This is a genomic window from Arthrobacter gyeryongensis (assembly GCF_039543785.1).
Taxonomy (GTDB): domain Bacteria; phylum Actinomycetota; class Actinomycetes; order Actinomycetales; family Micrococcaceae; genus Arthrobacter; species Arthrobacter gyeryongensis.
The window spans coordinates 1-23,813 of sequence record NZ_BAABKK010000002.1; the positions used below are offsets into that span (position 1 = coordinate 1).

The 23,813-nt window shown below is 62.8% G+C and carries 20 protein-coding genes and 1 pseudogene; 6 read left to right on the forward strand and 15 right to left on the reverse strand.

What is annotated here, in order from left to right:
* Positions 1-167: 167 nt before the first annotated feature.
* The 5 genes from ABEA18_RS01020 to ABEA18_RS01040 form a co-directional block, all read right to left on the reverse strand.
* Complete coding sequence (locus tag ABEA18_RS01020) at positions 168-1,259, reverse strand: type I restriction endonuclease (protein WP_307053944.1); 1,092 nt, start codon at positions 1,257-1,259, stop codon at positions 168-170.
* 80 nt (positions 1,260-1,339) lie between these two features.
* Positions 1,340-2,482, reverse strand: coding sequence for a glycerate kinase (locus ABEA18_RS01025; RefSeq protein ID WP_345447068.1), 1,143 nt, complete (start codon positions 2,480-2,482; stop codon positions 1,340-1,342).
* Between the two features lies 1 nt (position 2,483).
* Positions 2,484-3,875 carry a C4-dicarboxylate transporter DctA gene (gene dctA / locus ABEA18_RS01030; RefSeq protein WP_345447069.1) on the reverse strand — a complete coding sequence of 464 codons (1,392 nt, stop codon included), beginning with the start codon at positions 3,873-3,875 and terminating at the stop codon, positions 2,484-2,486.
* A gap of 146 nt (positions 3,876-4,021) precedes the next feature.
* Entirely contained in the window at positions 4,022-5,119 is a 1,098-nt protein-coding gene (locus tag ABEA18_RS01035; protein WP_345447070.1) for a tartrate dehydrogenase, read from the reverse strand.
* A gap of 124 nt (positions 5,120-5,243) precedes the next feature.
* Positions 5,244-6,143: a LysR family transcriptional regulator gene (locus ABEA18_RS01040; protein WP_345447072.1), complete on the reverse strand. Its 900-nt coding sequence runs from the start codon at positions 6,141-6,143 to the stop codon at positions 5,244-5,246.
* A gap of 189 nt (positions 6,144-6,332) precedes the next feature.
* Between ABEA18_RS01040 and ABEA18_RS01045 the strand changes: the two genes are divergently transcribed.
* Together ABEA18_RS01045 and mmuM are read left to right on the forward strand one after the other, a co-directional pair.
* Complete coding sequence (locus tag ABEA18_RS01045; protein ID WP_345447073.1) at positions 6,333-7,817, forward strand: HNH endonuclease; 1,485 nt, start codon at positions 6,333-6,335, stop codon at positions 7,815-7,817.
* Positions 7,818-7,854: 37 nt separating this feature from the next.
* Positions 7,855-8,817, forward strand: coding sequence for a homocysteine S-methyltransferase (mmuM, locus tag ABEA18_RS01050; RefSeq protein WP_345447076.1), 963 nt, complete (start codon positions 7,855-7,857; stop codon positions 8,815-8,817).
* A gap of 13 nt (positions 8,818-8,830) precedes the next feature.
* Here mmuM and mctP read toward each other — a convergent pair whose 3' ends face one another.
* From mctP to ABEA18_RS01065, 3 genes are all read right to left on the reverse strand, one after another.
* Entirely contained in the window at positions 8,831-10,528 is a 1,698-nt protein-coding gene (gene mctP / locus ABEA18_RS01055; RefSeq protein ID WP_345447077.1) for a monocarboxylate uptake permease MctP, read from the reverse strand.
* Entirely contained in the window at positions 10,525-10,806 is a 282-nt protein-coding gene (locus ABEA18_RS01060; RefSeq protein ID WP_345447079.1) for a DUF3311 domain-containing protein, read from the reverse strand. The genes mctP and ABEA18_RS01060 overlap by 4 nt, the downstream gene beginning before the upstream one ends.
* A gap of 218 nt (positions 10,807-11,024) precedes the next feature.
* Positions 11,025-13,520: an alkaline phosphatase family protein gene (locus tag ABEA18_RS01065; RefSeq protein WP_345447081.1), complete on the reverse strand. Its 2,496-nt coding sequence runs from the start codon at positions 13,518-13,520 to the stop codon at positions 11,025-11,027.
* A gap of 161 nt (positions 13,521-13,681) precedes the next feature.
* On the opposite strand from ABEA18_RS01065, the gene ABEA18_RS01070 reads away from it, so the two are divergent.
* Complete coding sequence (locus ABEA18_RS01070) at positions 13,682-15,487, forward strand: molybdopterin-dependent oxidoreductase (protein ID WP_345447083.1); 1,806 nt, start codon at positions 13,682-13,684, stop codon at positions 15,485-15,487.
* A 26-nt stretch (positions 15,488-15,513) separates the two neighbouring features.
* Here ABEA18_RS01070 and ABEA18_RS01075 read toward each other — a convergent pair whose 3' ends face one another.
* The 4 genes from ABEA18_RS01075 to ABEA18_RS01090 form a co-directional block, all read right to left on the reverse strand.
* On the reverse strand, positions 15,514-16,710 hold the full coding sequence (locus ABEA18_RS01075) for a type II toxin-antitoxin system HipA family toxin (protein WP_345447085.1): 1,197 nt from the start codon (positions 16,708-16,710) through the stop codon (positions 15,514-15,516).
* Positions 16,710-16,907 carry a helix-turn-helix transcriptional regulator gene (locus tag ABEA18_RS01080; RefSeq protein ID WP_284992068.1) on the reverse strand — a complete coding sequence of 66 codons (198 nt, stop codon included), beginning with the start codon at positions 16,905-16,907 and terminating at the stop codon, positions 16,710-16,712. Before ABEA18_RS01080 ends, ABEA18_RS01075 begins: the two co-directional genes overlap by 1 nt.
* Positions 16,908-17,089: 182 nt before the next feature.
* Complete coding sequence (locus ABEA18_RS01085) at positions 17,090-17,413, reverse strand: DUF6221 family protein (RefSeq protein WP_345447094.1); 324 nt, start codon at positions 17,411-17,413, stop codon at positions 17,090-17,092.
* 47 nt (positions 17,414-17,460) lie between these two features.
* On the reverse strand, positions 17,461-18,864 hold the full coding sequence (locus ABEA18_RS01090; RefSeq protein WP_345447097.1) for an ammonium transporter: 1,404 nt from the start codon (positions 18,862-18,864) through the stop codon (positions 17,461-17,463).
* Positions 18,865-19,248: 384 nt separating this feature from the next.
* Here ABEA18_RS01090 and ABEA18_RS01095 point away from each other — a divergent pair, with 384 nt between their 5' ends.
* From ABEA18_RS01095 to ABEA18_RS01105, 3 genes are all read left to right on the forward strand, one after another.
* Positions 19,249-19,986, forward strand: coding sequence for a glutamine amidotransferase (locus tag ABEA18_RS01095; protein ID WP_345447100.1), 738 nt, complete (start codon positions 19,249-19,251; stop codon positions 19,984-19,986).
* A 28-nt stretch (positions 19,987-20,014) separates the two neighbouring features.
* Complete coding sequence (locus ABEA18_RS01100) at positions 20,015-20,320, forward strand: putative quinol monooxygenase (RefSeq protein WP_345447103.1); 306 nt, start codon at positions 20,015-20,017, stop codon at positions 20,318-20,320.
* A 173-nt stretch (positions 20,321-20,493) separates the two neighbouring features.
* Entirely contained in the window at positions 20,494-21,459 is a 966-nt protein-coding gene (locus tag ABEA18_RS01105; RefSeq protein WP_345447106.1) for a serine hydrolase, read from the forward strand.
* A 295-nt stretch (positions 21,460-21,754) separates the two neighbouring features.
* Here the strand turns inward: ABEA18_RS01105 and ABEA18_RS01110 are convergent, their stop codons facing one another.
* From ABEA18_RS01110 to ABEA18_RS01120, 3 genes and pseudogenes are all read right to left on the reverse strand, one after another.
* Positions 21,755-22,534: a hypothetical protein gene (locus ABEA18_RS01110; RefSeq protein ID WP_345447109.1), complete on the reverse strand. Its 780-nt coding sequence runs from the start codon at positions 22,532-22,534 to the stop codon at positions 21,755-21,757.
* Positions 22,535-22,756: 222 nt separating this feature from the next.
* A pseudogene (locus ABEA18_RS24575) lies at positions 22,757-22,917 on the reverse strand (ATP-binding cassette domain-containing protein); the annotation flags it as partial.
* Positions 22,914-23,645, reverse strand: a complete 732-nt coding sequence (locus tag ABEA18_RS01120) for an IclR family transcriptional regulator (RefSeq protein WP_425550460.1) — start codon at positions 23,643-23,645, stop codon at positions 22,914-22,916. The pseudogene ABEA18_RS24575 and the gene ABEA18_RS01120, both read right to left, overlap by 4 nt.
* Between the last annotated feature and the right edge of the window lie 168 nt (positions 23,646-23,813).

Here is a 23,813-nt window from a genome sequence, read left to right on the forward strand (position 1 = left end):
ACAAGCAGTCCTCAACGCAATCCGGAACCCGCGGGCAAGGCACTAAACCAAATGACCGAAGTCAGGTCTTACAACTCAGTTCGAGACCCTCCGAATATATCGCGCAGTGGATTGCTCGGCGAGACACGCGATACGGACATCTCGGACAACCACCCAGCTGACAGGTGCTACAGGTAGCCCTTCACGCTGGCGCGAAGAGCGTCAGCGTGTTCGTAAATGTCTTCAAGGGAGTCGATGGGAACACGCCGCTCCTCTTTGTGTTCGTCGAAGAGCCCGATGTACTTCTGTGTTCGGTTGAAATGCAGGCGCGCTATCGGCCTGCGGTTATTGTCATCTAGGAGTACGGCGAAGTACGACTTGGCGTCGCGCTGGAAGACCCTTGAGGGCTTTACGTCGCTGCAAACGATCGCCCGGACAATCTGGTAGCCCTCGATTTCTTCGAGTGTGGTCTCAATACCATCGGCCTCGGCGAGGTCGGATTCAACCACCGGCTCACTCGTCACCTTCGGAAGAATTGCCGAATCGTCGATCTGCGTAAAGGTCTGAGAGCCGAGGGCTTTCTTAAGACGTTCATTGGCCTGATCGTTGAGAAACTGCTTCGATGCCTTTTTGACTAGCGAAGTGAACTGCTCGCGCACACGCTGCGTATATGGGCCGGTGTACACACGTGTTGTCAAGAACTTGACCCACTCGTCTTCAGGCTCGCGGAACTGGGCGGCCAGTGTCCGTTTCAGCTCGCCGATGTATTTCAGTTCGCCAGCTGCGTTGATGATCGAGTCAAGATCGAAGACATCTTTTGAGAGTTTCTGGAGTTCCGGCAGGAGCGAATCATCAATGTCATTGAGATCCAGCACCAAGAACGGCTTTTCGTCCATACGGTTCGGAGCATCGAGATCAGTGAAGAACTGATACACCTCGCCGTTGGTGAGTATGGCAATCCGCGCATTTGTGACTGCAAAGTAGCGGAATAGTTGGGAAGCGTGTTCGATCCTTACCGGTCCAATGGACTTCTTGCACTCGATGAGGATCTGTATCTCGCCATCCTTCACGATGGCATAGTCGATCTTCTCGCCTTTCTTGATCCCCACATCCGCTGTGAACTCCGGCACGACCTCAAGAGGGTTGAAAACGTCGTAGCCGAGGATCGTTGAGATGAACGGCATGACGAATGCGTTCTTCGTTGCTTCCTCGGTCTGAATAGCCTCGCGCTGCTGACGCACCTTTGCGGCAAGCGCCGAGAGCCGTTCCGCGAATTCCATGTGTCCCCCTTGACCAATCCGACATTGAGCCAACCGTAGCCCCGCGGCAGCAAGAGATCACGGAAGTCGGGCGTGTCTGTTTACATGCCACCTAAGCGCCCAAGGCCCTCCCCAATCTCCCGCCCGATCCCGCGCAACAGCTCCGCAGACAACACAGGATCCCTCGACGAGTCCAGATCCGTGTAGTCCGCCAGCGTGTAGACGTACGAAAGAGACATCTCGGACCACCGCTCCCGCCGCAGCAACGAACGGCCAGCGACGGCGATGATCGGCCGGGTGCCCGAGCGGCGCGCGACGGCGGCCGGCAGCTTCCCAGCCAAGGTCTGCTCGTCGATGCTCCCCTCGCCGGTCACCACAAGATCGCACCCTTCCTTGCGGGTGTCGAAGTCCAGGAGGTCGAGGAAATAGTCCGCTCCGGAGACCTGGGAAGCACCCAGCAGCATGCACGCGAAGCCGATCCCACCGGCGCTTCCAGCACCGGGATGCTCGGCAAAGGAAACTGCGTCCTCAAACGCGCCCGAAGCGAGCACAGAGACAAAATGCGCCAGACCGGCGTCGAGCGCTGCAACATCCGCAAGCGATGCGCCCTTCTGCGGACCGAACACCGCAGGTGCACCGTCCGCCCCGCACAGCGGGTTATGCACATCGCTCGCGACAATCAACTCCACACCAATCAGCCCAGGAGGCGCATCCGCAGAATGAACCCGGCCAAGATTCCGCCCGTTGCCCTCCAAAGAACGGCCGGAGGCATCCAGGAAGCGGAAGCCCAATGCGGTGAGCATGCCCATTCCGCCGTCTGTGCTCGCGCTGCCGCCGAGCGCCAGCACGATCCGAGCCGGCCTCAACGAAAGAGCAAAGACAACAGCCTCGCCGAACCCGCGGCTCGACGCATCGAGCGGCAAAAGCCGTCCGTTCGGCAACAGCCCCAGCCCGCAAGTGTTCGCGACCTCCACAACAGCAGTGACGCCGTCGAACGCGATGCTCGCCTGCACGGGCTGTCCGGTCGGGCCGGGGACTACGACAGCGTGGCGGACGAACCCGGAGGCGACGGCGGCATCGACGCTGCCGTCACCTCCGTCCGCCAGCGGCAGCAGCTCACAATGGACCGCTCCGGCGGAACGGAGCCCGATCGCCAGGGCGTCCGCCACCTCGCTGGCGGTGAGGCTGCCTTTGAACTTGTCGGGCGCGATGAGGACGGTCTTCGGGGCCATTGCGTTGGTCATGTCAGATGGATTCCGAGTAGGCGGGGTGGCGGTCGGCAGGCTGAAAAGGCTCGACGGCGGCAGCGGACGCCGGAAGGTCAGCCACCTGAATCGGCTCCACAACTTCGCCCGCGAAGACGCGGCGGACGCGGTCCGCGTCGAGGGTGCGGTCCCACCAGGCGATGAACAGCGTCGCGACAGCGTTGCCGGTGAAGTTCACGAGGGCGCGGCATTCAGACATGAACTTGTCGATGCCGAAGATGAGCATGATGCCCGCAGCCGGGATGGTGCCGATGGTGGCCAACGTTGCGGTGAGGGCGATGAAGCCGCCGCCTGCGACCCCGGCAGCACCCTTGGACGTGAGCAGCATGACGGCGATGAGGCCCAACTGCTGGCCGATGCTCAAGTGCGTGTTCGTCGCCTGGGCGATATATACGGCGGCCAAGGAAAGGTAGATCGCTGCGCCGTCGAGGTTGAAGCTGTAGCCGGTGGGGACAACGAGCCCCACAGTCTCTTTCTTGACGCCGGCGTGCTCGAGCTTCCGCATCAGACCCGGCAGCGCGGGCTCGGCGGTGGAGGTGCCCAGGATGATCAGGTATTCCTCTTTGAAGTGCCTGACCATCGTGAAGATATTCAGCTTCAGGAACGCCATGACGGAGCCGAGGACCACCACCACAAAGAGGATCGAGGTGATGTAGAAGAGCGCGATCAGCCCACCCATGCTGCTCAGCGAAGACACGCCGTACTTGCCGACTGCAAAGGCCATGGCACCGAAGGCGCCCAACGGCGCGGCTTTCATGATGAAGCCCAGGATCTTGAACATCACGCCGGTAAGCCGCTGCACGCCGTCGAGCACGGGGGCGCCGAGCTTACCCATCGCGTTCAACGCAATGCCGAAGACCACCGCGATGAAGATGATCTGGAGAATATCGCCCGCAATGAAGGGCTGGACGATGCTTGTGGGGATGATGTTGGTCAGGAACTGCCACCATTCCTGGTGCGCACCTGCGTCGATGAGCTTCGCGGCGGCATCAGTGGTCTTGATGGTGCCGGCAGAGGCATTGACGCCTTCGCCCAGCCGGAAGATGTTGATCGCTACAAGGCCGAACACGAGCGCAAGAATGGTGCCGAGCTGGAAGTACGTGAGGGCCTTCAGGCCCGTCATCCCGACCTTCTTCAGGTCCGCGACGCTCGCGATCCCGCCGACGATGGTCAGGAAGACGATCGGGCCAATGAGCATCCTCATCGCATTGACGAACGTGGTCCCGATCGGTTCCATGGCAATGCCCGCGGTCGGCGAGAGCCAGCCGAGCAGGATGCCAATGAGAATGGCGGTCAGAACCCAGAAATACAGTTGCCGGTACCAGCGTTTTTTGGGGGCCGGAGCTGCGCCGGCGGTCGATGTGTGTCCCATGTTTCCTACCTCATTGTGGAAAATCTCTGGAGAAAGCTGAAAGGGTAAGCGGCGTCCCGAGGGTCCCAACGCGAGCTCGCGAGTGTTGGGGAGGGACCTCCGCGTTAGACGGCGGCCGGGAAGCCGCCGTCGTACGTCACTGGATGCTAGACGGCGGCCAGGGTGTGGCTCAGGGCCTTGATGATCGCTTCGGTGACGTCGTCCGTGGTGGCTTCGCCGCCGACGTCGCGGGTCAAGAACCCGGCGGCGGTGGTCTGCTCGATGGCCGCCTCGACCAAGCGGGCTTCTTCGTGCAGGCCGAAGTGGTCCAGCATCAGGGCGGCGCTGGCGATGGCGCCGATCGGATTGCTGATGCCCTTGCCTGCGATGTCCGGCGCGGAACCGTGGACCGGCTCAAACATCGACGGGAAGCGGCGCTCCGGGTTCAGGTTGGCGCTCGCGGCGAGGCCGAGGCTGCCGGCGAGTGCCGAGCCGAGGTCTGAAAGGATGTCGGCGTTCAGGTTGGACGCGACCACCACCGACAGTTCCTCGGGGTGCAGGATGAACTTGGCGCTCATTGCGTCAACCAGCACGCTCTCGGTCTGGACATCCGGGTAGTCGAGGGCGACGCGATTGAAAGTTTCGTCCCAGAGGACCATGCCGTACTGCTGGGCGTTGGATTTGGTGACGGATGAAACCTTCTTGACCGTGCGGGTCCGGGCGAGGTCGAAGGCGAAGCGCATGATCCGCTCGCAGCCTTTCTCGGTGAATAGTGCAGTCTGGAGCGCGACCTCGTTGCCCGGCCCGCGACCGCTCAAGTTGCGACCGCCGAGACCGGCGTACTCGCCTTCGCTGTTTTCGCGGACAACGATCCAGTCGAGCTCCGTGTTGTCAGCCTTCCGGAGCGGGGACTCGATGCCAGGGAGGAACTTGACCGGCCGGATGTTGGCCCACTGATCGAAGTTCTGAGTAATGTTCAGGCGCAGGCCCCAGAGGCTGATGTGGTCCGGGACGTTCTCCCAGCCGACGGCTCCGAAGTAGATGGCGTCGAAGTCCTTGAGGGCATCGAGGCCCTTGGGGTCCATCATCTGGCCGGTCTTCTCGTAGTAGCCGCAGCCCCACGGGAATTCGGTCCATTCAAAGGCGAACTTGCCGTCGGAGTTCGCGGCCACGGCGTCCAGGACGCGGCGGCCTGCGGAGACAACTTCTTTGCCGACGCCATCGGCGGGGATCGATGCGATGCTGAATTTCTGGGTGGCGCTCATGCCTACCTCCTCGTTGAGTTTGTTAGCAGAGTCACACTGCCTTCCTCTTCAAGTAGACGAGCGGCAGGTAGGCGGCGTCCAAGACTTAGTTTCGATACGACTAATAGGTAGCGCCTATCCTTTTCTAGCTGTTGGTGCGCTCGGTGTGTTCCGCAGCGACATTCAAGAACGCTTTGGCTGCGGGGGTGAGGTTGTCCTTACGGCTGAGCACCGCGACGTCCAGATGGCTCACCGGTTCGATGAGCAGGGTGCGGAGCCCGGCTTTGTGCGCGGTGGGAGCCCACGACGACGGCATCACCGCGTGCCCGACGCCTGCCAGAACGAGGGGCAAGATGGAGGTCCGGTGGGCAACTTCGACGACGATCTCCACCTCGACCCCGTGCGCCAGGGCATCGTCGACGAGCCAACGCATGAGGGAGCCTCGCTGGCTCGCAATGATGCGCTGGCCTCCGAGATCCTCCCGTTGGATGGCCGTTTGCTCGGCGCCGAAGGTGTCGGCCTGCGGGTTGACGATGAGGATGAGCGGTTGTTTTTCGAGTTCGAGGACCTGGACGCCCGGTACCAGTATCGATGTGGGGGAGCCCGCCAGTCCGATCTCGGAGCTGCCATTCCGGACTGATTCGATCACTTCCTCGGGCGTGAAGGCAGCACTGACGTTGAGCCGGACTGCGGGGTAGACCTTGGTGAAGGCAGCGATCATGGACGTCAACGGCTCGATGCCGGGGGAAGGCATGGTGATGATGTCGAGCCGGCCACTCCTGATTCCACGCAGTGACTGGACGGCTGATTGCGCGGCGTCTAGATCCCGCATGACGAGGCGCGCCGGGCCGATCAGCTCCTTGCCGGCTTCGCTGAGGACTGCCCTGCGGCCGATGCGATGGAACAATGGAACGCCGAGCTCCTTCTCGAGGCTCGCGATGGTCTGCGAAAGCGAGGGCTGGGCGATCAGCAGATGCTCGGCGGCGCGGTTGAACCCGTCGTGGTCGACGACGGCGAGGAAGTACTTCAGTTTTCGCGTGTCCACGATGGGGCTCCTCTGGCTGGACTTCCGAATCGATCGATAGCCTACGCCTATCAGTGGCTTGAGTGAGGGCCGGGCTGTCTGGTGTCCTTCGCTGGCCCGCCCCAAAAAACCGGGCCTCTTCTCAAGATTTTTCGCCCGGGCGTGGTTCTCGGGCCCAATAATGTCAGACCCCTTTGCGAAGCTTTTCCTATGGACGGCAATCGGGGAACGCAGCTGATCGGAGCGGTCGCGCCTTCGGGCGGCGCGATTCCGGAGGCTGCTGGCCCGTGCGTCCAGGGGCCGCGCCTTCGGGTGGAGGATCTGGTCGACGCCGTGAGATCGCTTCGCCCGGCCGCTGCCTTTGCGCTGGTCGGCGGCACCGACCTCGCCGACCGTGCTGAACTGATAAACCAGTTGCGTGCCCTGGAGGATCTGAAGTCCGCGGCCGCGGCTGCACAGGCCCGGATCGCCGTCGCGTTCGATGCCGCCCAGCGCAGCGCCGACGCCGCGGCGGGCGTTCCGGCCGAGGAACAGGGACGCGGCGTCGGAGCGCAGGTGGCTTTGGCCCGGCGGGAGTCCCCGGCGCGCGGATCCCGGCTCTCCGGACTGGCGAAGGCGTTGGTCACAGAGATGCCGCGCACCCTGGCCGCCTTGGAATCGGGACGGTTGAACGAATGGCGGGCCACCCTGCTGGTGAAGGAAACGGCCTGCCTGTCCGCCGAGGACCGCTGCGCGGTGGATGAGGAGCTCGCAGCAGACACCGGAGTCTTCGACGGCGCCGGAGACAAGACCATCATCGCCGCGGCTCGAGCCGCGGCCTACCGTCGGGATCCCCGCTCGGTCACCCAACGTGCCAGCCACGCCGCCACGGAACGGCACGTCAGCCTGCGCCCGGCCCCGGACACCATGACCTATCTGACCGCCCTGCTCCCGGTCGCGCAGGGCGTGGCCGTGCACGCGGCCCTGTCCCGGCATGCAGACTCGCTGCGCTCCGGCGGGGACGCCCGCAGCAGGGGGCAGGTCATGGCCGATGCCCTGGTCGAACGCACCACCGGCACCCCAGGAGGGATCAGCGGGGTCGAGGTGCAGCTCGTCATGACCGACCGGACCCTGTTCCAGGGCGATGCCGAGCCGGCACGCCTTCCCGGCTACGGCATCGTGCCCGCGGGTTGGGCCAGGACACTACTCGCCGGGAACCAGAACCAAGCCGAGCCCGGGCAGGACCAGGACCAGGACCAGGACCTGAAGCTCTGGCTCCGGCGTCTCTTCACCGCCCCCGGGACCGGGGAGCTTGTCGCCACTGATTCCCGGGCGCGGCTCTTCCCGGCAGGGCTGCGGCGCTTCATCCAGGCCCGCGACGACACCTGCCGCACCCCGTACTGCGACGCGCCGATCAGGCATGTCGACCACATCGTCCCCTGGCACCATGGCGGCACGACGAGCCTGGCCAACGGCGCCGGCCTGTGCGAAGCCTGCAACCACACCAAAGAACTCACCGGCTGGACAGCAGCAACAACACGCCCCGGGACACGGCACGTCCTAGAAATCCGCACCCCCACCGGACACACCTACCGATCAACCGCCCCGCCGCTGCCCGGAACGCAACTGAACGGAGACCCGCCCGCCATGGCGGCACACTATTTCGGGGACCTGTTTCGCCGGCGCCAAGGACGCGAACTACGCCAGCCAGCCTAGGCAAACAAACCCGGCGGAAGGATCGTAGGCTCAAGCTATGGACAGCAAGAGCAGCCACAGCACCAGCTTGTCCCGCATGCTCGATTCGGGTGCAAACCTGACAGTGGATGGTGCACTCGCCACCGAGCTTGAAGCACGCGGCTGCGACTTGGACGATCCGCTATGGTCGGCCAAGGTCCTTTTGGAACAGCCTCAGTTGATCAAGCAGGTACATCGCGACTATTTCGACGCCGGCGCCGAAATCGCCATCACCTCGAGCTATCAAGCCTTGCCCCAGGGCTTTGCCCGGCGCGGCATTGCCGAGGCGGAAGCCTTGAAGCTGGTGGCGTTGAGCGTTCGCTTGGCCGATGAGGCCCGGGGAGAGTTCTTGGTGGAAAACCCGGATGCGGGGCCTTTGCTGATTGCCGGATCTGTTGGCCCCTATGGTGCCTATCTCGCGGACGGTTCCGAGTATCGGGGCGACTACCTCCTCACCCAGCGCGAGTTCAAGGAGTTCCACCGGCCGCGCATCGGGGCGCTCGCAGGGGCTGAGGTGGACCTGCTGGCCTGTGAGACGCTGCCCTCCTTCGCGGAGGCTGAGGCGCTTTTGGCGCTCGTGGAAGAGTTCGACGTCGAATCCTGGTTTTCCTTCACGCTTCGGGACGGCGGACACATCAGCGACGGCACGCCCCTTGCTCGGGTGGCGGCGCTTTGTGGAGCCCAGCCGCGTGTGGCGGCGATCGGCGTGAATTGCGTGCCGTTGAACTTGGTCTCCCCGGCGCTTGAGGCCCTGCGCTATGCCACGGACAAGCCGCTGCTCGCGTACCCGAACTCGGGCGAAAGCTACGATGCTGTCACCAAGACGTGGGGACCTGTCGCCGGGGCAAGGGCCGGAGGCCCGTCAAGCCTCGCCGAAGGGGCTCGCGCCTGGCACGACCTTGGGGCCCGGCTCATCGGGGGGTGCTGCCGGACAACGCCGCGGGATATCGCTGCCGTGGCAAGGCTGTCGATGAAGCACTAGCAGGCAGATCCACTCAGAACGTGGGTCCTCCCGTTTCGCCCAGTGGGTACTCCCGCTGGAGTTCGGCAACCTTGGGATCGTCCTCGTCCGCTCCGTAGTCCGAGTTTCGGGTGATGTCCAATCCGTCGGGGAGCTTCATCGCGCGGAAGACCAGCGACAGGACGGCGGCAACGATGAGGTTGATTGCGAAGGCCACGACGGCGATGTAGACCTGAACGTTGGTGCCGGGGATGGCGGCGATGGAGCCGCCGAAGTTGGCCTTGGTCACGGGGTTGACCACGTTGTACGCAGCGACGGTTCCGTAGATGATCCCGGCGACCCAGCCTGCGAACAGCGCCCAGCGGTGGAACCAGCGGGTGTAGAGTCCTGCCACGATCGCCGGGAAGGTCTGCAGGATCCAGATACCACCGAGAAGCTGCATATTGATGGCGGCCGACTGGTCCATCGCGATGACGAAGATCAGCGCCCCGAACTTCACCACGAGGGAGGCGATCTTGGAGACCTTCGCTTCCTGCCGCGGGTCGGCGTCGGGCCGGATCAGGTCGCGGTAAATGTTGCGGGTGAACAGGTTGGCGGCAGCGATCGACATGATGGCGGCGGGGACCAACGCGCCGATGGCGATAGCCGCCAAGGCGATCCCGGCAAACCATGCGGGGAAGTTGTCCAGGAACAGCTGCGGAACCACCAGTTGCGGATTGACGGTACCGTTCAGGTCAATGGGCTTGGTGCCCGCCGAGATGGCCGCGTAACCAAGAAGGGCAAGGAATCCCAGCATCAATGAGTACAGGGGAAGAACCGCGGCGTTCTTGCGGATGGTGTTCCTGCTCTTCGTCGCCAGGACCCCGGTGACCGAGTGCGGGTACATGAACAGCGCCATGGCCGAGCCAAGGGCCAGCGTCCAGTACGCCGAGTAGCTGGCGGCACCCGGGATGAAGACGCCGGCCGGCTTGCCTGTTGCCGGGCTGATGGCGTCGAGTTTCGTCTGGGCCGCACCGAAGATGTTGTCCCAGCCCCCGAACTTGATCGGCAGGTAGATCACAGCAACGATGACAGCGAGGTAGATCAGGAGATCCTTCACGACGGCGATGAGCGCCGGCGCCCGAAGGCCCGAGGTGTAGGTGTAGGCGGCCAGGACCACGAAGGCGATGATCAGCGGAAGGTCAGTCAGCAGCACATTCTGCGCGCTGCCCAGCCCCAACACCGTGAGCACGGCTTTGATGCCGACCAGTTGCAGCGCGATGTAGGGCATGGTGGCGACAATGCCGGTGAGGGCCACCGCAACCGTCAACGCCCTGCTTCCATAGCGCCCGCCAACGAAGTCAGCCGGCGTGACGAACCCATGCCGGTGCGAGACCGACCACAAACGGCTCATCAACAGGAACACGATCGGGTAGAGCACGATCGTGTATGGCACCGCGAAGAAACCGCTCACGGCGCCTGTGGCCCACATCGCCGCCGGCACCGCCACGAACGTGTAGGCCGTATAGAGGTCCCCGCCGAGGAGGAACCACGTCACCCAGGTTCCGAAACCGCGTCCGCCGAGTCCCCACTCATCGAGACTGTGCAAGCCTGTCTCCTTGCCCGCGCGCCAGCGTGCGGCGAAGAAGCCCAAGACCGCCACCAGGATAAAGAGGACGACGACGACGGTGAGCGCGACGCCGTTGACGGGCCGGTCCGCCGTGGTCGCCAGCGGGACGGCGAGCCCGCTCATTGTTCCTCCTCCCCAGTGCGTGCGCCCCGCGCGACCTCGCGGCGGCGGCGGTCCTCCTTGGTTACCAGCCGATAGGAGACGCCCACCATTCCTGCCGTGATCGGGACCCACAGCATTTGGTACCAGTAGAAGAACGGCATGCCAGCGAGCCGCGGCTGGTCAATCGAATACACCGGGACAAGCAGCGGAACCAGAATGGCGATGGCCAGCAGGATTCCAGCCACAATATACGGACCGGGCCTTGCGGGCCCCCGGGTCGGCACATCGGGAGATGACATGGACGCCTCCTCATAGAGACGGCCCCCGGAGCGGGATGGGCTTCCCGGGACGTGCCGGTGGCCTGACAGACCGTACATGTACCGGTCCACCAACAGAATAGAGTCTGGATTAATTCTTTGACAGGGGAAGTGGTTCCGTTTTTTGAAGCGCGCTCAGCACTGGAACAGCGGAGGGCGGCCACCGATGCCGGTGACCGCCCCTGCCAAATAGGATCTGGCTAGCCGTCGGGATCCTTCGCAGCCGGCTGGCTGCTGGAACCTGAGCCGGAACCGATCACGCTGTGCTGGGGTTCGGGCATCTTCGAGTCAGCTCCGTTCACTGACTGCCAGATGGACTTGTTGAAGAGTTGCTCATCAATCTTGTCTTCGGTGGCAGTGTCCTGGGTGGCTACCTGAGGGGCCATCGGAGCGTTTGCCCCGTTGACGGTGGTCATGTCGTAGCTGGGCTTGAGGGCGGTGTACGGCGTGTTATCAGGCTTGGCTGTGAACGACGCGTTCATGGGAGTAGCGAAGGCGTCGAACTGGGTCAGCGGGCCGATGCCGGCGATGAGGCCGATGGTGCGGACCATCGAAGCCGTGCTGTAGAAGGTGGAATCGACTTTCCCCGTCTGGGTGTAGGGGCTGATGGCCAGCGCCAAGGTGCGGTGCGCATCCACGTGGTCCGGGCCGTTCTGCGCGTCATCCTCCGTGACGAAGATGGCGGTGTCCTTCCAAGCGGAAGAGTGGGACACGGTGTCCACCAGCTTTCCGAGAGCGTAGTCGTTGTCGGCGACGTAGGCCTTCGGAGTGGGGGCGCCAACGCGGGTGGCCTGGGTGTGGTCATTGGGCAGCCGGACGAACTGGACCGTGGGAACGGTTCCGGATGTCACTTGGGACTGGAAGTCCTTGGCCCATTCTTCAATGCGTGGGGTACCGCAGCCAGGCTTCAGCGGTGCGAACGAACCGGCCGAATCAGGGCAGTTCAGGTCGTAACCGTGGTAGTTGTGGTCGGTCTGCGCATCCAGAACCGGGTCCGCGGCGTTGAACGTGCCGGCGGTGTTGGAAACGTAGAAGCCGTAGTTGCGGAAACTGACGCCTGCCTTGGCGAGCCGCTGCCAGACATACGTGTTGTCAGGCTGTTGGGCCGCGATTTCAGGGGCATTTCCTTCGCTGGGATACGGTGCCTTGCGGCCCGAGTAGTTGGCCGGCCACATCTGCTCTGCGTACGGGTTCGAGTTGGCAGAGGCAACCCAGTTCCAACCGTTGGCGCTGACTTCAGCATCGGCGTAGAAGTTGTCAATGGTGGTGAACTTCTTGGAGAGGGCCCGCATATTCGGCGCAGACTCGTCGCCGAAGAGATTCAGCGAAGGATCTCCATTGCCCTTGCCGAGGCTTCCAAGCACCTGGTCGTAAGTGCGGTTTTCCTTGACCACGTAAATCAGGTGTTTGATGGGACTCTCTTGACCTGGTTGGCGCGGGATGATGTTGCCACCTGCGGTGTCCGGGCGGTTGTTGTTCTTGACCTGCTCGCTGGCCTTCTGCAACTGGCCGCCCTCCGGAACGCTGAAACTGCTCAGCGTGCCAACGATCATCGATCCGCTGTATTGGTTTTCGGCGGCCGGAGCGGTTGATTCCGGGTTCGGGTGGCCCGGTCCGTTGTTTGGTCCGGCGCCGAGCCCCTTCGCGTTGGTGACATGCAATGTCCCGGCGCTGAAGGCCAACGAACTCGGGTACCAGCCGACAGGCACCACACCGGCCACTGCGTTCTGGGCAAGGTCGACGACGGCGACGTCGTTGTTACCGGAGTTGCTCACGAAGAGGCGGTGCCCGGCTTCGTCCAGGGCCAGTCCGGTGGGATTGGTTCCCACCGGTGCGCCCTTTTCAGGTGCGACGCTGACACTCGAGCTTGTGCCCGCGGCGGTATCGACAACCGAGACGGTGTCGTCGTCGCCGTTGGCGACATAAAGCGTACGGCCGTCCTTCGACAGGACGGACTTATTGGGGTGGAGACCCACCGTGACGGTGCGGGAAACCTTCGGTTCGGCGCCTGTGATGTCCACCGCAGAGAGGTCCGAGGCGCCCTGGTTGGTGACGAACGCCGTCGTGCCATCCGGGGAAACCGTGACCGAAAGCGGTCGGTGACCGGCCGGCGTCGTCGAGACATTGCCGGTGGAGAGGTCGACGACGGACACGGCGTCAGCGAGCTGATCTGCAACAACCAGCCGCTTGCCGTCGGGCGTGATCGCCAATCCGGCCGGGAAGAGGTTGAGTGCCTTGCCCGCGGGCGTCGTGGTGGGAAGCTGGATGGGCGCACCTTCTGCCAGTTTGCCGCCGGAGTAGCTGTAGGTCCGGATCTTGGAGTTTGCTGCTGCGCTGGCGTAGAGCTTGGTGCCGTCAGGGCTCCACGCCAAGCCCATGTAGAGGGATTCCGGGGACTTGTAGGAGATGGTCTGGTCTACCTCGTGGTCTGCGAGATCGACGAGTTGCAGTGACTGCGTACCTTGACCGTTGTTGGTGACCGCGAGCCGCTTGCCGTCGGGAGAAATGGCGGAGTTGAGCGGGAGGTCTCCGAGTGAGGTCTGCTGTCCGGTTGGCGTGACGCGCATGCCGATTGACGTGACTGCCGTTCCGTCCTCGTGGGGGCCGGCGAACGTGGAAACCGCCGCGAACGCGGCGCCGCCGACGAGCACACAAGACAATGTTCCGATGATGACCGGGATTGTTTTGAATTTCATGGTCCAAAGCTAGGAGCCGTGAAACACGTTGGCCCGACTCACAGGGAACCATCAGCTAAATCGTCAGTGAACTGATGAAGCGGTGGCCGGACAGTGTGGCTTCGCCAGGGGCGACGATCCGGTTTCATCGTCCAGCCCCGCCGGGGTCTAGGCTCGGCCTCATGACAGCTGACAAACCGATGCCGCCGGATCCGATGCAGGACCCGCAGCGGAGGGGGCCGACGTCGCACGCCGGGTCCGGTGCCGAGGGCAGCTTCCGGAGTGAGTTGAAGCGCGGGGAGGACGTCATCGACCCGATGACTTTCGCCGGTTCGCTTCCCCAGGATCGCGGCATCGCCCCGCGTATTCGGATCAGCCCCAGCAAGTGGTTCAATCTGCTCTGGTTGATCCCGATCGGCTTCGTGCTGCTCATCGTCGCGGTGGCCGTCGCGAAAGGGATCCGGGGGTTGCCACCCGTCGAGTCGTTCCTGAAGACCTATCCGGGAGCCTCAAAGCTGCCGTACGACGCCCCTGCGGGGTTTCCCGCCTGGCTGGGGTGGCAACACTTCCTCAACATGTTCTTCATGATCTTCATCATCCGTTCGGGTGCACAGATACTTACGGATCACCCGCGACTGTATTGGACACGGCATTCGACGCCGGGACGGGATTGGTTCCGGGTACAGAAGCCAGTACCCGAAGATCCTTTGTGGACGGCTAAGAAGGATTCGATCAGCCTCCCTCGGCAGGTCGGCTTGCCGGGGCTTCGGCACTCGATCGGGCTCGCGCGCTGGTGGCACCTTGGGATAGACACGCTATGGCTGGTCAACGGAGTCGTCTTCTTCGTGCTGTTGTTCGCGTCGGGCCAGTGGATGCGTGTGGTCCCGCTGAGCTGGGACGTCATCCCCAACTCGATCTCGGTTGTCATCCAATACCTTTCCTTGGAATGGCCGACCGAGAGCGGATGGACCAACTACAACAGCCTGCAACTGATCGCCTACTTCATCACGATCTTCATCGCCGCACCCCTGGCCCTCATCACCGGGCTAGGCATGTCTCCGGCACTCTCCACGCGTTTTCGGCGCATCAGCTCGGTCTTCAACATCCAGATGGCACGTTCCTTGCACTTCCTGGTGCTGTGCTGGTTCTTGTTGTTCATCGTCCTTCACGTGGCTCTGGTTCTCACTACCGGGGCGCTGGAGAACCTCAACCACATGTACGCGGGGCGCAACGACCAGTCCTGGACGGGGTTCTGGATCTTCGCTGCCTCGATGGTGGTCCTCATCGTCGGCTGGGTGGCTGCTACTCCGCTCACCATTCGGCATCCGCGGCTCATCCAGAGGGCCGGTTACGCCCTGATCGGCCCGGCACAGCGGCTGTTCGAGCACATCGACTCACGCCCGGGGCAGTACACGGAGAAGGACATCTCGCCGCGACTCTGGCTGAACGGCCAGTATCCCGAATCGGACGAGTACAAGAATCTCTTTGAAAACGATTTCCGGGATTACCGCTTGCGCATCAACGGGCTCGTGGGCAATCCGGTCGAGTTGAGCCTCGCCGAGCTGCGAGCAATGGATTACCACGAGCAGATTACGCAACACTTCTGCATCCAGGGCTGGTCGGGAGTAGCCAAATGGGGAGGGGTGTCGATGCAGGCCATCCTCGACTTGGTCAAGCCGGCACCCGAAGCAAAGTGGGTAGTGTTCTATTCCTTGGGTGAGGGACCGGATGAGGGCGACTACTACGATGTGCATCCGATCGAGCAGATGGGCTATCACCTCACCATGCTCGCCTACGATATGAACGGTACGCCGCTTTCGTACGGACACGGGGCGCCACTTCGGCTGCGCAACGAGGTGCAGCTCGGCTTCAAGATGGTCAAATGGATCAAAGGCATCGAATTCGTTGAGAACTTTTCCGACGTGGGCGGCGGCTTCGGCGGCTACAACGAAGACCATGAGTTCTTCGGATACCGGCAGTCGATCTAGAAGGCCTCAGCGGGTGGGCGCGGCAATCAGCCCGCGAGCTCTCCTCTCCGGAACCTCAACTCCCGCAGGGCGCCTCGGAGCGGTGACCCAGTAAACGGTAGGTCCTCCAACTTGACCTTCCCAGAGGCTGACAGGGCCAATGTATTTGCGGCGGTTGCGGCGCGTTGTGGTAGGCCGAGGGCCAACGCGAAATCGGCCCAGTGCTTCGCCTTGAGGTTTTTGGTTTTCCCGGACAACGGCAACGCGAGCGAGTCGTCTCCGTATAACAGCGTGCATGGAATGTCATAGATCGGGGCCATAACGAATCCTCCGTGCCGGTCCCCGAGGATCGAGAGATTCTTGGCATGGAGATCGCCGTTCCCGGTCAGCCAGGCAAAGACAAACTGCAGGTACAGATTGCGGCTTGCCACGAGTGGGGCCTTGCACTGCCCGGCCAGCGCAGCAGCGACGTCCTCCGACGTCACGGAATACTTGGAAGCCGGTGGCAGACCCATGACCTGGGCTCCGTCTTCCATGGGCAGGCGCACCCAGGAGCGATCCTTGTCCTGCACGCGGTCGAAGCGTTCCACCAGCAACCCAGGCAGCCCGTGCATGTCGGCGATGATATGGCTCTTCGCTACAGGGATCTTGAGATCCTTGGCGGCGGAAAGGTGCAGCGCTTCGTTTACCAGCAAGTGTGCGTGGTTGGGCGGGTCGAGTTTGAGCAGATACCGCTGCCCCCGGAGAGACAGTGGTGTGGTCAGCATGGAGGCACTTGCCTTGTCCTGCACTCCGGGGATGGCATGGCGGTCCACTGCATTGGCGAGGGCGGCAAAGTCCAATTCCTCGGGCCTGGATGTGTCGGCAAGGGGTGCCGGTTCGGTGGGAATTTCGCCGCTAGGGACCACTTGGACGTCTCCTGGCACGTCGGCGCCGACTGCGAGCAGGAGGGTGAGTTCGTCGTCGAAGCTGGTTTTGGTGGCGTCCCTGAGCACGCTCAGCCGATGCCCCTCCGGCAGCAGGCCCGCGAAGAACGGCGGAAGAGCGCCAGCGGGAGTCTCGACGGGATGGTCCGTCACGGGCAGCGAACTGGCAACCGCGGGCAAACCGGATGTCAGGTACTCCGCCGCGTAGGAAAAACTGACCCCGCCCGGGCCAGTGCGGGCAAGGTGGCCCGCCAGGACGCCGCCTTTGTGAACGTCCGCTGCACGAACGAACTTCAACTCCTCGAAATCGTCGGCCATCAGACTGCTGCCATGTGCAGGCCGACGGCGTTGGCTACGGCCACGACGGCCCCCAGCGAAGGATTTCCGGTGGCGGTCTCAATCGCCCGCACGGTCCTTTCGGAAGTCCCGGCAAGGTCGGCAAGGTCAGCTTGCGTGATTCCGGCCTCTTTGCGTGCTTTCCGGATGGTGGCCGCAATCGCCGCTAGGTCTTCCACGAGTCTCCGATGATCCGGCACGATGTTGCCGATTTGACAGTATTCTTAGTAAATTCTGAACCATTTTGCCAAAATCGGCAAGATGCTGCCGAAAGTAATGATTTTGCTTGCTGTGAAGCCGTCAAAACCTCATTTCGGCAAGATCTTGCCGATCTCCACCCAACGCGCCTCGCGTCCGCCAGCTACGTCCCCGCCAGCCATTCCGGCTCGAAGTCCGGATGGTCAGAGTAGGGCAGCGCGAGGGCATTCAAAGATTTCGTGGTCCATTCGATCGACTCCGGGATCCACTGCGGGGTCTCCCCAAGCGTGCCGCGAACCATCGTGGCCAAGGCCGTCTGCCGTGCGGATTCTACGATCCTGAGCAGCCTTCTCTTTGATTCGCATTCCAGAAGGAGGCGCCGCTCGTACCATTTGCCCGCCTCGGAGACGGAACGATCGCCGAGGAGTCTCCGCGCCGCGGCCTCGTCCTCGTCCAGGCGGTCCGAGAGGAAATCGACGATATCCACAAATTGAGCGTACGCGTCCCTTGCGTCCGCGGAAATGCCCGCATTCGCTAGGCGGGGTCTGCTTGCGTATCGCGTTGGAGCTCGACGGCGGGAGTGGCAGCGGGGGACGATGCGACGGCAGCAGCACGGGCTGAAACCGGGACGGCAGCGGCGGCTCGGGCCGAGACAGGGATGTTGACGTGGGGAATCGCGGCAACGTGCGGAAGGGCGTTGAAGTGGCTCCGGGACATGCTGCCGAACTCGTACGCGGTCTCGGCGTGCTCGGACAAGTCCACTCCGGCGAGCTCCGCCTCGTGGCTGACCCGGAATCCGACGGTCTTGTGGATCACAAGGGCAATGATTGCTGTCATGATTCCAGACACTGCAAGGGTGACAAGAATGGCGACGATCTGCGCCACGAGCTGCTGGAGTCCGCCGCCGTAGAACAATCCCCCACCCTTGCCGTTGACGGGTAGCGCGATGAATCCGAGTGCGAGCGTGCCGACAAGCCCGCCACCAAGGTGGACACCCACGACGTCGAGGGAGTCATCGAAGCCGAACTTGTGTTTCAGGTCGACAAACACGGCGCAGGCGGCGCCGGCCACCAGCCCCAGGCCGAGGGCTGCAGCGGGAGCCACGTTGGCACAGGCGGGGGTAATAGCGACGAGGCCGGCGACGACGCCGGATGCGGCGCCCAAGGATGTCGGGTGGCCGTGCCGGATCTTCTCGGTGACCAACCAGCTGAGCATGGCCCCGGCCGGGGCTACAAGGGTGTTGACCCAGATCAAGCCGGCCTGCGCCGACGTCGTTGCCGCGCCGGCATTGAAACCGAACCAACCGAACCACAGGAGGCCGGCGCCAAGCATGATGAAAGGGAGGTTGTGCGGGCGGTGGTTCGGGTCTTTTCCAAAGCCGTGGCGCTTGCCAAGGATCAATGCCAGGACAAACGCGGCAGCGCCGGAGCTGATTTCCACCACTGTTCCGCCGGCGAAATCAATCACCTGACCGAAGACCGAACTGATGGCTCCACCGGGGCTTAGGAGGCCGCCGCCCCAGACCATGAAAGCCAAGGGGCAGTACACCAGGGTGATCCAGATGGGGACGAAGATGACCCAGGATGAGAATTTGGCGCGATCGGCGATGGCGCCGCTGATCAGGGCCACGGTGACGATGGCGAAGGTGGCGCTGAAGCCGAGCTTGATGAGATCGGTGGAACCGACCAGGTCCGCCGAGCCGAAGCTGGTGAACGGATTGCCGAAAATCCCCAGGACACTCTTGCCGCTGATCATCGAGTAGCCCCACAGGATCCACACGGCGCCTACGATGCCCGCGGAGATGAAGCTCATCATGATCATGTTGAGGGAGGCCTTGGCCCGCGTCATGCCACTGTAGAAGAGGCCGAGTGCCGGAGTCATGAGCAGTGCAAGTGCCGCCGACACCATTACCCAAACGTTTTCCGCAGTGATATTCACGTGCGCTTCCCTTCATATCGGAATGCTTTAGGAGACCGCCGCAGCTTGGTCCCGTTCTTCCCCTGCTCAATGTTTCCGGTTCCGTGTTTCAAGCAATGCGAGGAAAAATTGCGGGGACGTTACATAACCGGGCTTGGCGTGAAGAACGCATGACGGGCGTGTTTCGGGAATGTTAACGCCGCCCCGGCACAGGCGAGTGGTCGCCCGGGACAGGTGCCAAAGACCCCAGTGATTCCGCGGATTCCTGGGCCAATCGAGGTGAAATCCTTCCATTCCGCCCGAAATCCGGACATTTCTTCCACGTGAACGGCGGCTCACCTCCCCTCGATGCCATGTTTCAGCCGAATGCTGGCGCGCCACGGGCACCGGGCGCACACTTAGCCTGTGAAGCCGTTTCTCCTGCTCGCATCTCGCGCCGAAGACGCCGCCGCCGAGGAAGAGTACCAGGCGTATCTTCGTTTTGGAGGGCTCGTTCCCGAGGAGCTACAACGCATCCGAATGGAGGCGGCGCCCCTGCCGCCGCTTGAGCTCTCCGACTATTCCGGCGTGATAGTGGGTGGCAGCCCCTTCACTTCGAGCGACCCGCCGGAACACAAGAGCCCGGTCCAGAAACGGGTGGAGAAGGAACTCGCGCAACTGCTGGACACGATTGTTGCCGCCGACTTTCCCTTTCTGGGGGCCTGCTATGGGGTCGGAACCCTCGGGCTTCACCAAGGGGCTGTGATCGATCGTACCTACGGTGAAGGACTCGGCGGGGTGACCATCAAACTCACAGCGGAGGGCCTCCAAGACCCGCTCCTCGAAGGCATGTCCGAGCGCTTTGTCGCCTTTACCGGCCATAAGGAAGCCTGCACGGTCCTGCCAGGACACGCGGTGCTGCTTGCCAGCTCGGCAGCCTGCCCGGTGCAGATGTTCCGCATCAAAACGAACCTTTACGCCACCCAATTCCATCCGGAGCTCGACTCCGAGGGGCTCGTCACGCGGATCGACACTTATCGCCATGCCGGATACTTCCCGCCGGAGGCTGCTGAGCAGCTGATGGCTGACGCCCGGAAGATCACGGCGACCGAACCAATGAAGATCCTCGGCAACTTTGTTCGCCGATACGCGACTCCGCAATAACGTCGGAGGGATGAAGCACAATGGGCCCATGACTTTTGCAAATGTAGGAAGCCTCGGCACAAAGCCTGGCCAACGCGACGCCGTTATATCCATCCTGCTCAGACCGAAACCGGAGCTCCGGGGCGCGGGCTGCCTGCTCTACGAGGTGGGCGTCAACGAAGAATCGCCGGACACGGTCTTTGTCTGCGAACTATGGGAATCGGCAGAAGCACACCAAGGATCGCTGAAGCTGGACAGCGTCCGGGCCGCGATAAGTGAGGCAATGCCGATGCTGTCCGGAGAGATGGGTGGCACCCGGTTCACGATATTGGGCTCACCGATCCGTGACGCCTGATATTCACGCAGGCGACACGTGGCTGACGGACAGGATTTTCATAGCTCTTACATAGCTGCAGTAGCTACGGTTGGTTCATTATGGAAGAGCAAGAGCCCCGTCGTCCCGGCCAAGGGTCCGGACGAAAGAGAAGTCGGTGGAACAGCTGGAGTCCCCGCCGACGTCGATCGGCCTTGCTGACAGCCTTCGCGGCCATTCTGGCCTTGACGCTGACCGTCACGGTCTACTCGGCTGCGCACGCCCGTTCATCCGTCTCCCATAAGGTATCGGGGATGGCGAGCGCCACGCCGTCGGCAGCTGTTCCAGCCGCAACACCGTCGACGGCGGCCACGACGACGGCGGCCGCCGCACCGTCGTCGACGACGGCCGAGGCGCCAACTGCCGCTCCAGCAGTCGCAGCTCCCGCAGTCGCAGCTCCCGCAGCCGCAGCGCCGGCTGCGCCAGCTACCGGCGTGACCCCCGCCTTGGACGCCGAGATCAACGGCATCATCGACGCGAACGGCCAGTACCAGATCGGCGTCACCCTGATCGATCTATCCGACGGCTCAAGCCATCAGTACGGGGTCCAGGCGCCATTCGAGGCAGCAAGCACGGCCAAGGTCCTGGCTGCCGCTGCGTACTATCACCTCGTCGAAACGGGAGCCGTGTCCCTTGACGACCCCTTGGGCGACTACACGGCTGGATTCCAGATCAAGGAGATGATCCAGGACAGCGACAATGACTCCTGGTCCTTGGTCATGGACGCTGTCGGCTATTCGGAACTGCAGTCCTACGCCGCATCGATCGGCGTCAGCTATGACCCCATGAACAACACGCTGACTCCAAGCGAAATGGCCAGCATCATGGCCGGCCTTTACGGCGGGAAGCTGTTGAACCAGCAGGACACCGCGCAGTTGTTGTCCTACATGCAGAACACCAACTATGAATCACTCATCCCCGCCGCAGTGCCGGCCGGAATCACTGTTTTCCACAAGTACGGACTGCTCGACGACGAACTCCACGACGCCAGCATCCTCACCAACGGGACCGACTCCTACGCGTTCGTGGTCTACACCAAAGGCCAGGACGAGAGCGATATCCCCGCGCGCACCGACATCTTCCACCAGCTCACCCAGGCTGTGGTGAACGGCCTGTTCTAAAGGGACCTTGTCCTATCTTCAGCATCACGACGCCGGCCGCGCAGTCAGATTGACTGCGCGGCCGGCGTCCTTGTTCCCTTATGGGCGCTGAGCGCCTGTCGCGATGTTATCTATATACCTCCCTTCTGCATGGGGTCGGGCCAATTTCCTATGATTCGGCAGGATGATGTCTTCGTGGCTCGGATTGCTTGGTTGCTACTGGTTTGGACTTGCATTGCCTTCTCCTGACTGAGACTTGGTCCCGCGCTGTTTGGCGCAGGTGGTCGTGCCTGCCATGGGGGCAGGGTTGACCTGTTCAGTCGGGAGTTGACCCCGGATCGAATGCAGGTTCGGCCGCGGGGGCTTGCCCGCCGTCGGGGACGGGGCTGCCGTGGAACGGTGGTGCCAGTGCACGTTGTTCAGGGAGGTCCGCCGCGCCGTTGGCGGCCGAGCCACCTTGCGATTCCGACGTCGAGCCAGACTCTTGGGGCGGTGCCACCGGAGGGACCTGTTTGCCGGGCGGAGGGCCGCCCGGAACCTGTGGCATGTCCGTCGTCGCCAGCGCGGCCGGGGGCAGGACAACAAGGTCGGCCAGAATGAATCCGGGGATCCGTGTGCTCGTCGCCGTTCCGCGTCCGGGGGCTGGCGAAAGCGTTCCGGCATGGAGAAATTTGGGATCATTCGGCACCAGTGCTTCGGTTCCGGTCCGAGCCCTCACCGGAACGGTAGGGACTGCTCCGATCGGAAGGCCTGTTCCCGGAGGATCCAGGACCCCGGGCAATGGCGGCAACGGCGGTAATGGGGGAGTCAAGGCCGGCAGTGAGGGCAGTTGGGGCACCGAAGGCAGCCCGGGCAATGCCGGAAGTGTGCCGACCGCCGTATCAACCAAGGAACTCGCGGGATCGGTGATCCCGGTGACAAGAGGAGCCACCGTAGAGCCCTGCAGCTGGCTGACCACGGTTCCGGGAAGGGCAGCCACTTGCGTCGGACCTGGAACCGCGGACTGGACGTGGTTGACAAGCGATCCAACGGGATCCGTGAGGGGAACCGGGGGCAGTGAAACCGACGGTGACGGGACAGCCGGAATCGTCGGCATGACGCTAGCGGCCTGCGAAGGGCCGGCCAGCCATAGCAACCACGCCAATGCGCCTAAAACGGCGAGAAGAACGGGGTGAAGCAAAGAAATGCGACGGCACCCCAGAAACCCAGCCAAACACTCCACCTCCCCAGTGCGGTGTCTGGATATTAAGCTACTCCCGTCCTGTCCGGACGTCCAGAGCTAAGCATGCTTAGTGACCGAACTCCGGAAGGATCGTCAGGGTTCGATGAGGCGGTTGATCATCCTCAGCGAGGTTGTTTTGCCACAACCGGACGGGCCAACCAGGATGGTCAACTTGCCGGTGGGCGCCTCGAGGTTCAGGCCATCGACGGCGACCGTCCCGTCCGGGTACGCCTTGGTGACATTTCAAACTTGATCATTTCTTTTCCATGCTTTCCTGGGGCACTTCATGGTCTCCGGAGGGTTCCACGAGGATGCTGTTCGCCACCCTCCCCAGTTCCTCGCCAAATGTCTGGGCCTTCGCTTCGCCCAAGCGGTAGCTCGGTGCGACGATACTGAGGGCTGCCACGGTGCGACCGCCGATCACGATGGGTGCGGCGACGGCCGTAATGTCGTCTTCTACGCCGCTTCGCACGATGGCGAAGCCGCGGCCGTTCTGCCCGCCAGTCAGGACCTTCCCGGCGGCGGATCCTTCCAGCGGAATGCTCCTGCCGACCCAACTGGTGTGCCGGACAGAGTGCGTACCTTCGACAATGGCGATGTAGATTCCGGTTTCCCCAGGACCAGGAATGCTCAAATAGCAGGACTCGCCCGTTTCGGCCACCAGCCTCTTCATATGCGGTGTGCATAGAGACACGAGGGATTCCTGTCCCAGCGCGAGTGCTCCCAACTGGATCACACTGGCGCCGGGCCGGAAGTTCCCGCTCGGGTCCCGCTTCACGAAGCCGCTGCCTTCCAGAGTGCGGAGGAGACGGAGCGCGGTGCTGGCTGACAAGTCAACAACGCGTGCGGCGTCGCTCAAGCTGATTGCGCCATCGGTACAGACCGCGCTCAGGAGTGCCAACGCCCTTTCGACCGTCCGGGTGGAAGAGTCTGCTGCCACTGACTGACCTGCTTTCAAGTGGTCCGAATCACCATGTTTTGCCACTTAGTAAAAATCAACTTTCATCGAATGGCAATAGATTTCGTGAAATTACCTGAGATTCCGGGATTTGAGACGCCTGGTGGGAACAAGCCGTTTCGATGGCGTTTCGGGCCTGTTGATTGTCACGGTTCTGCGCTCAGGGTCTTGTCATGGGGTGACAAGTGGTTTTTA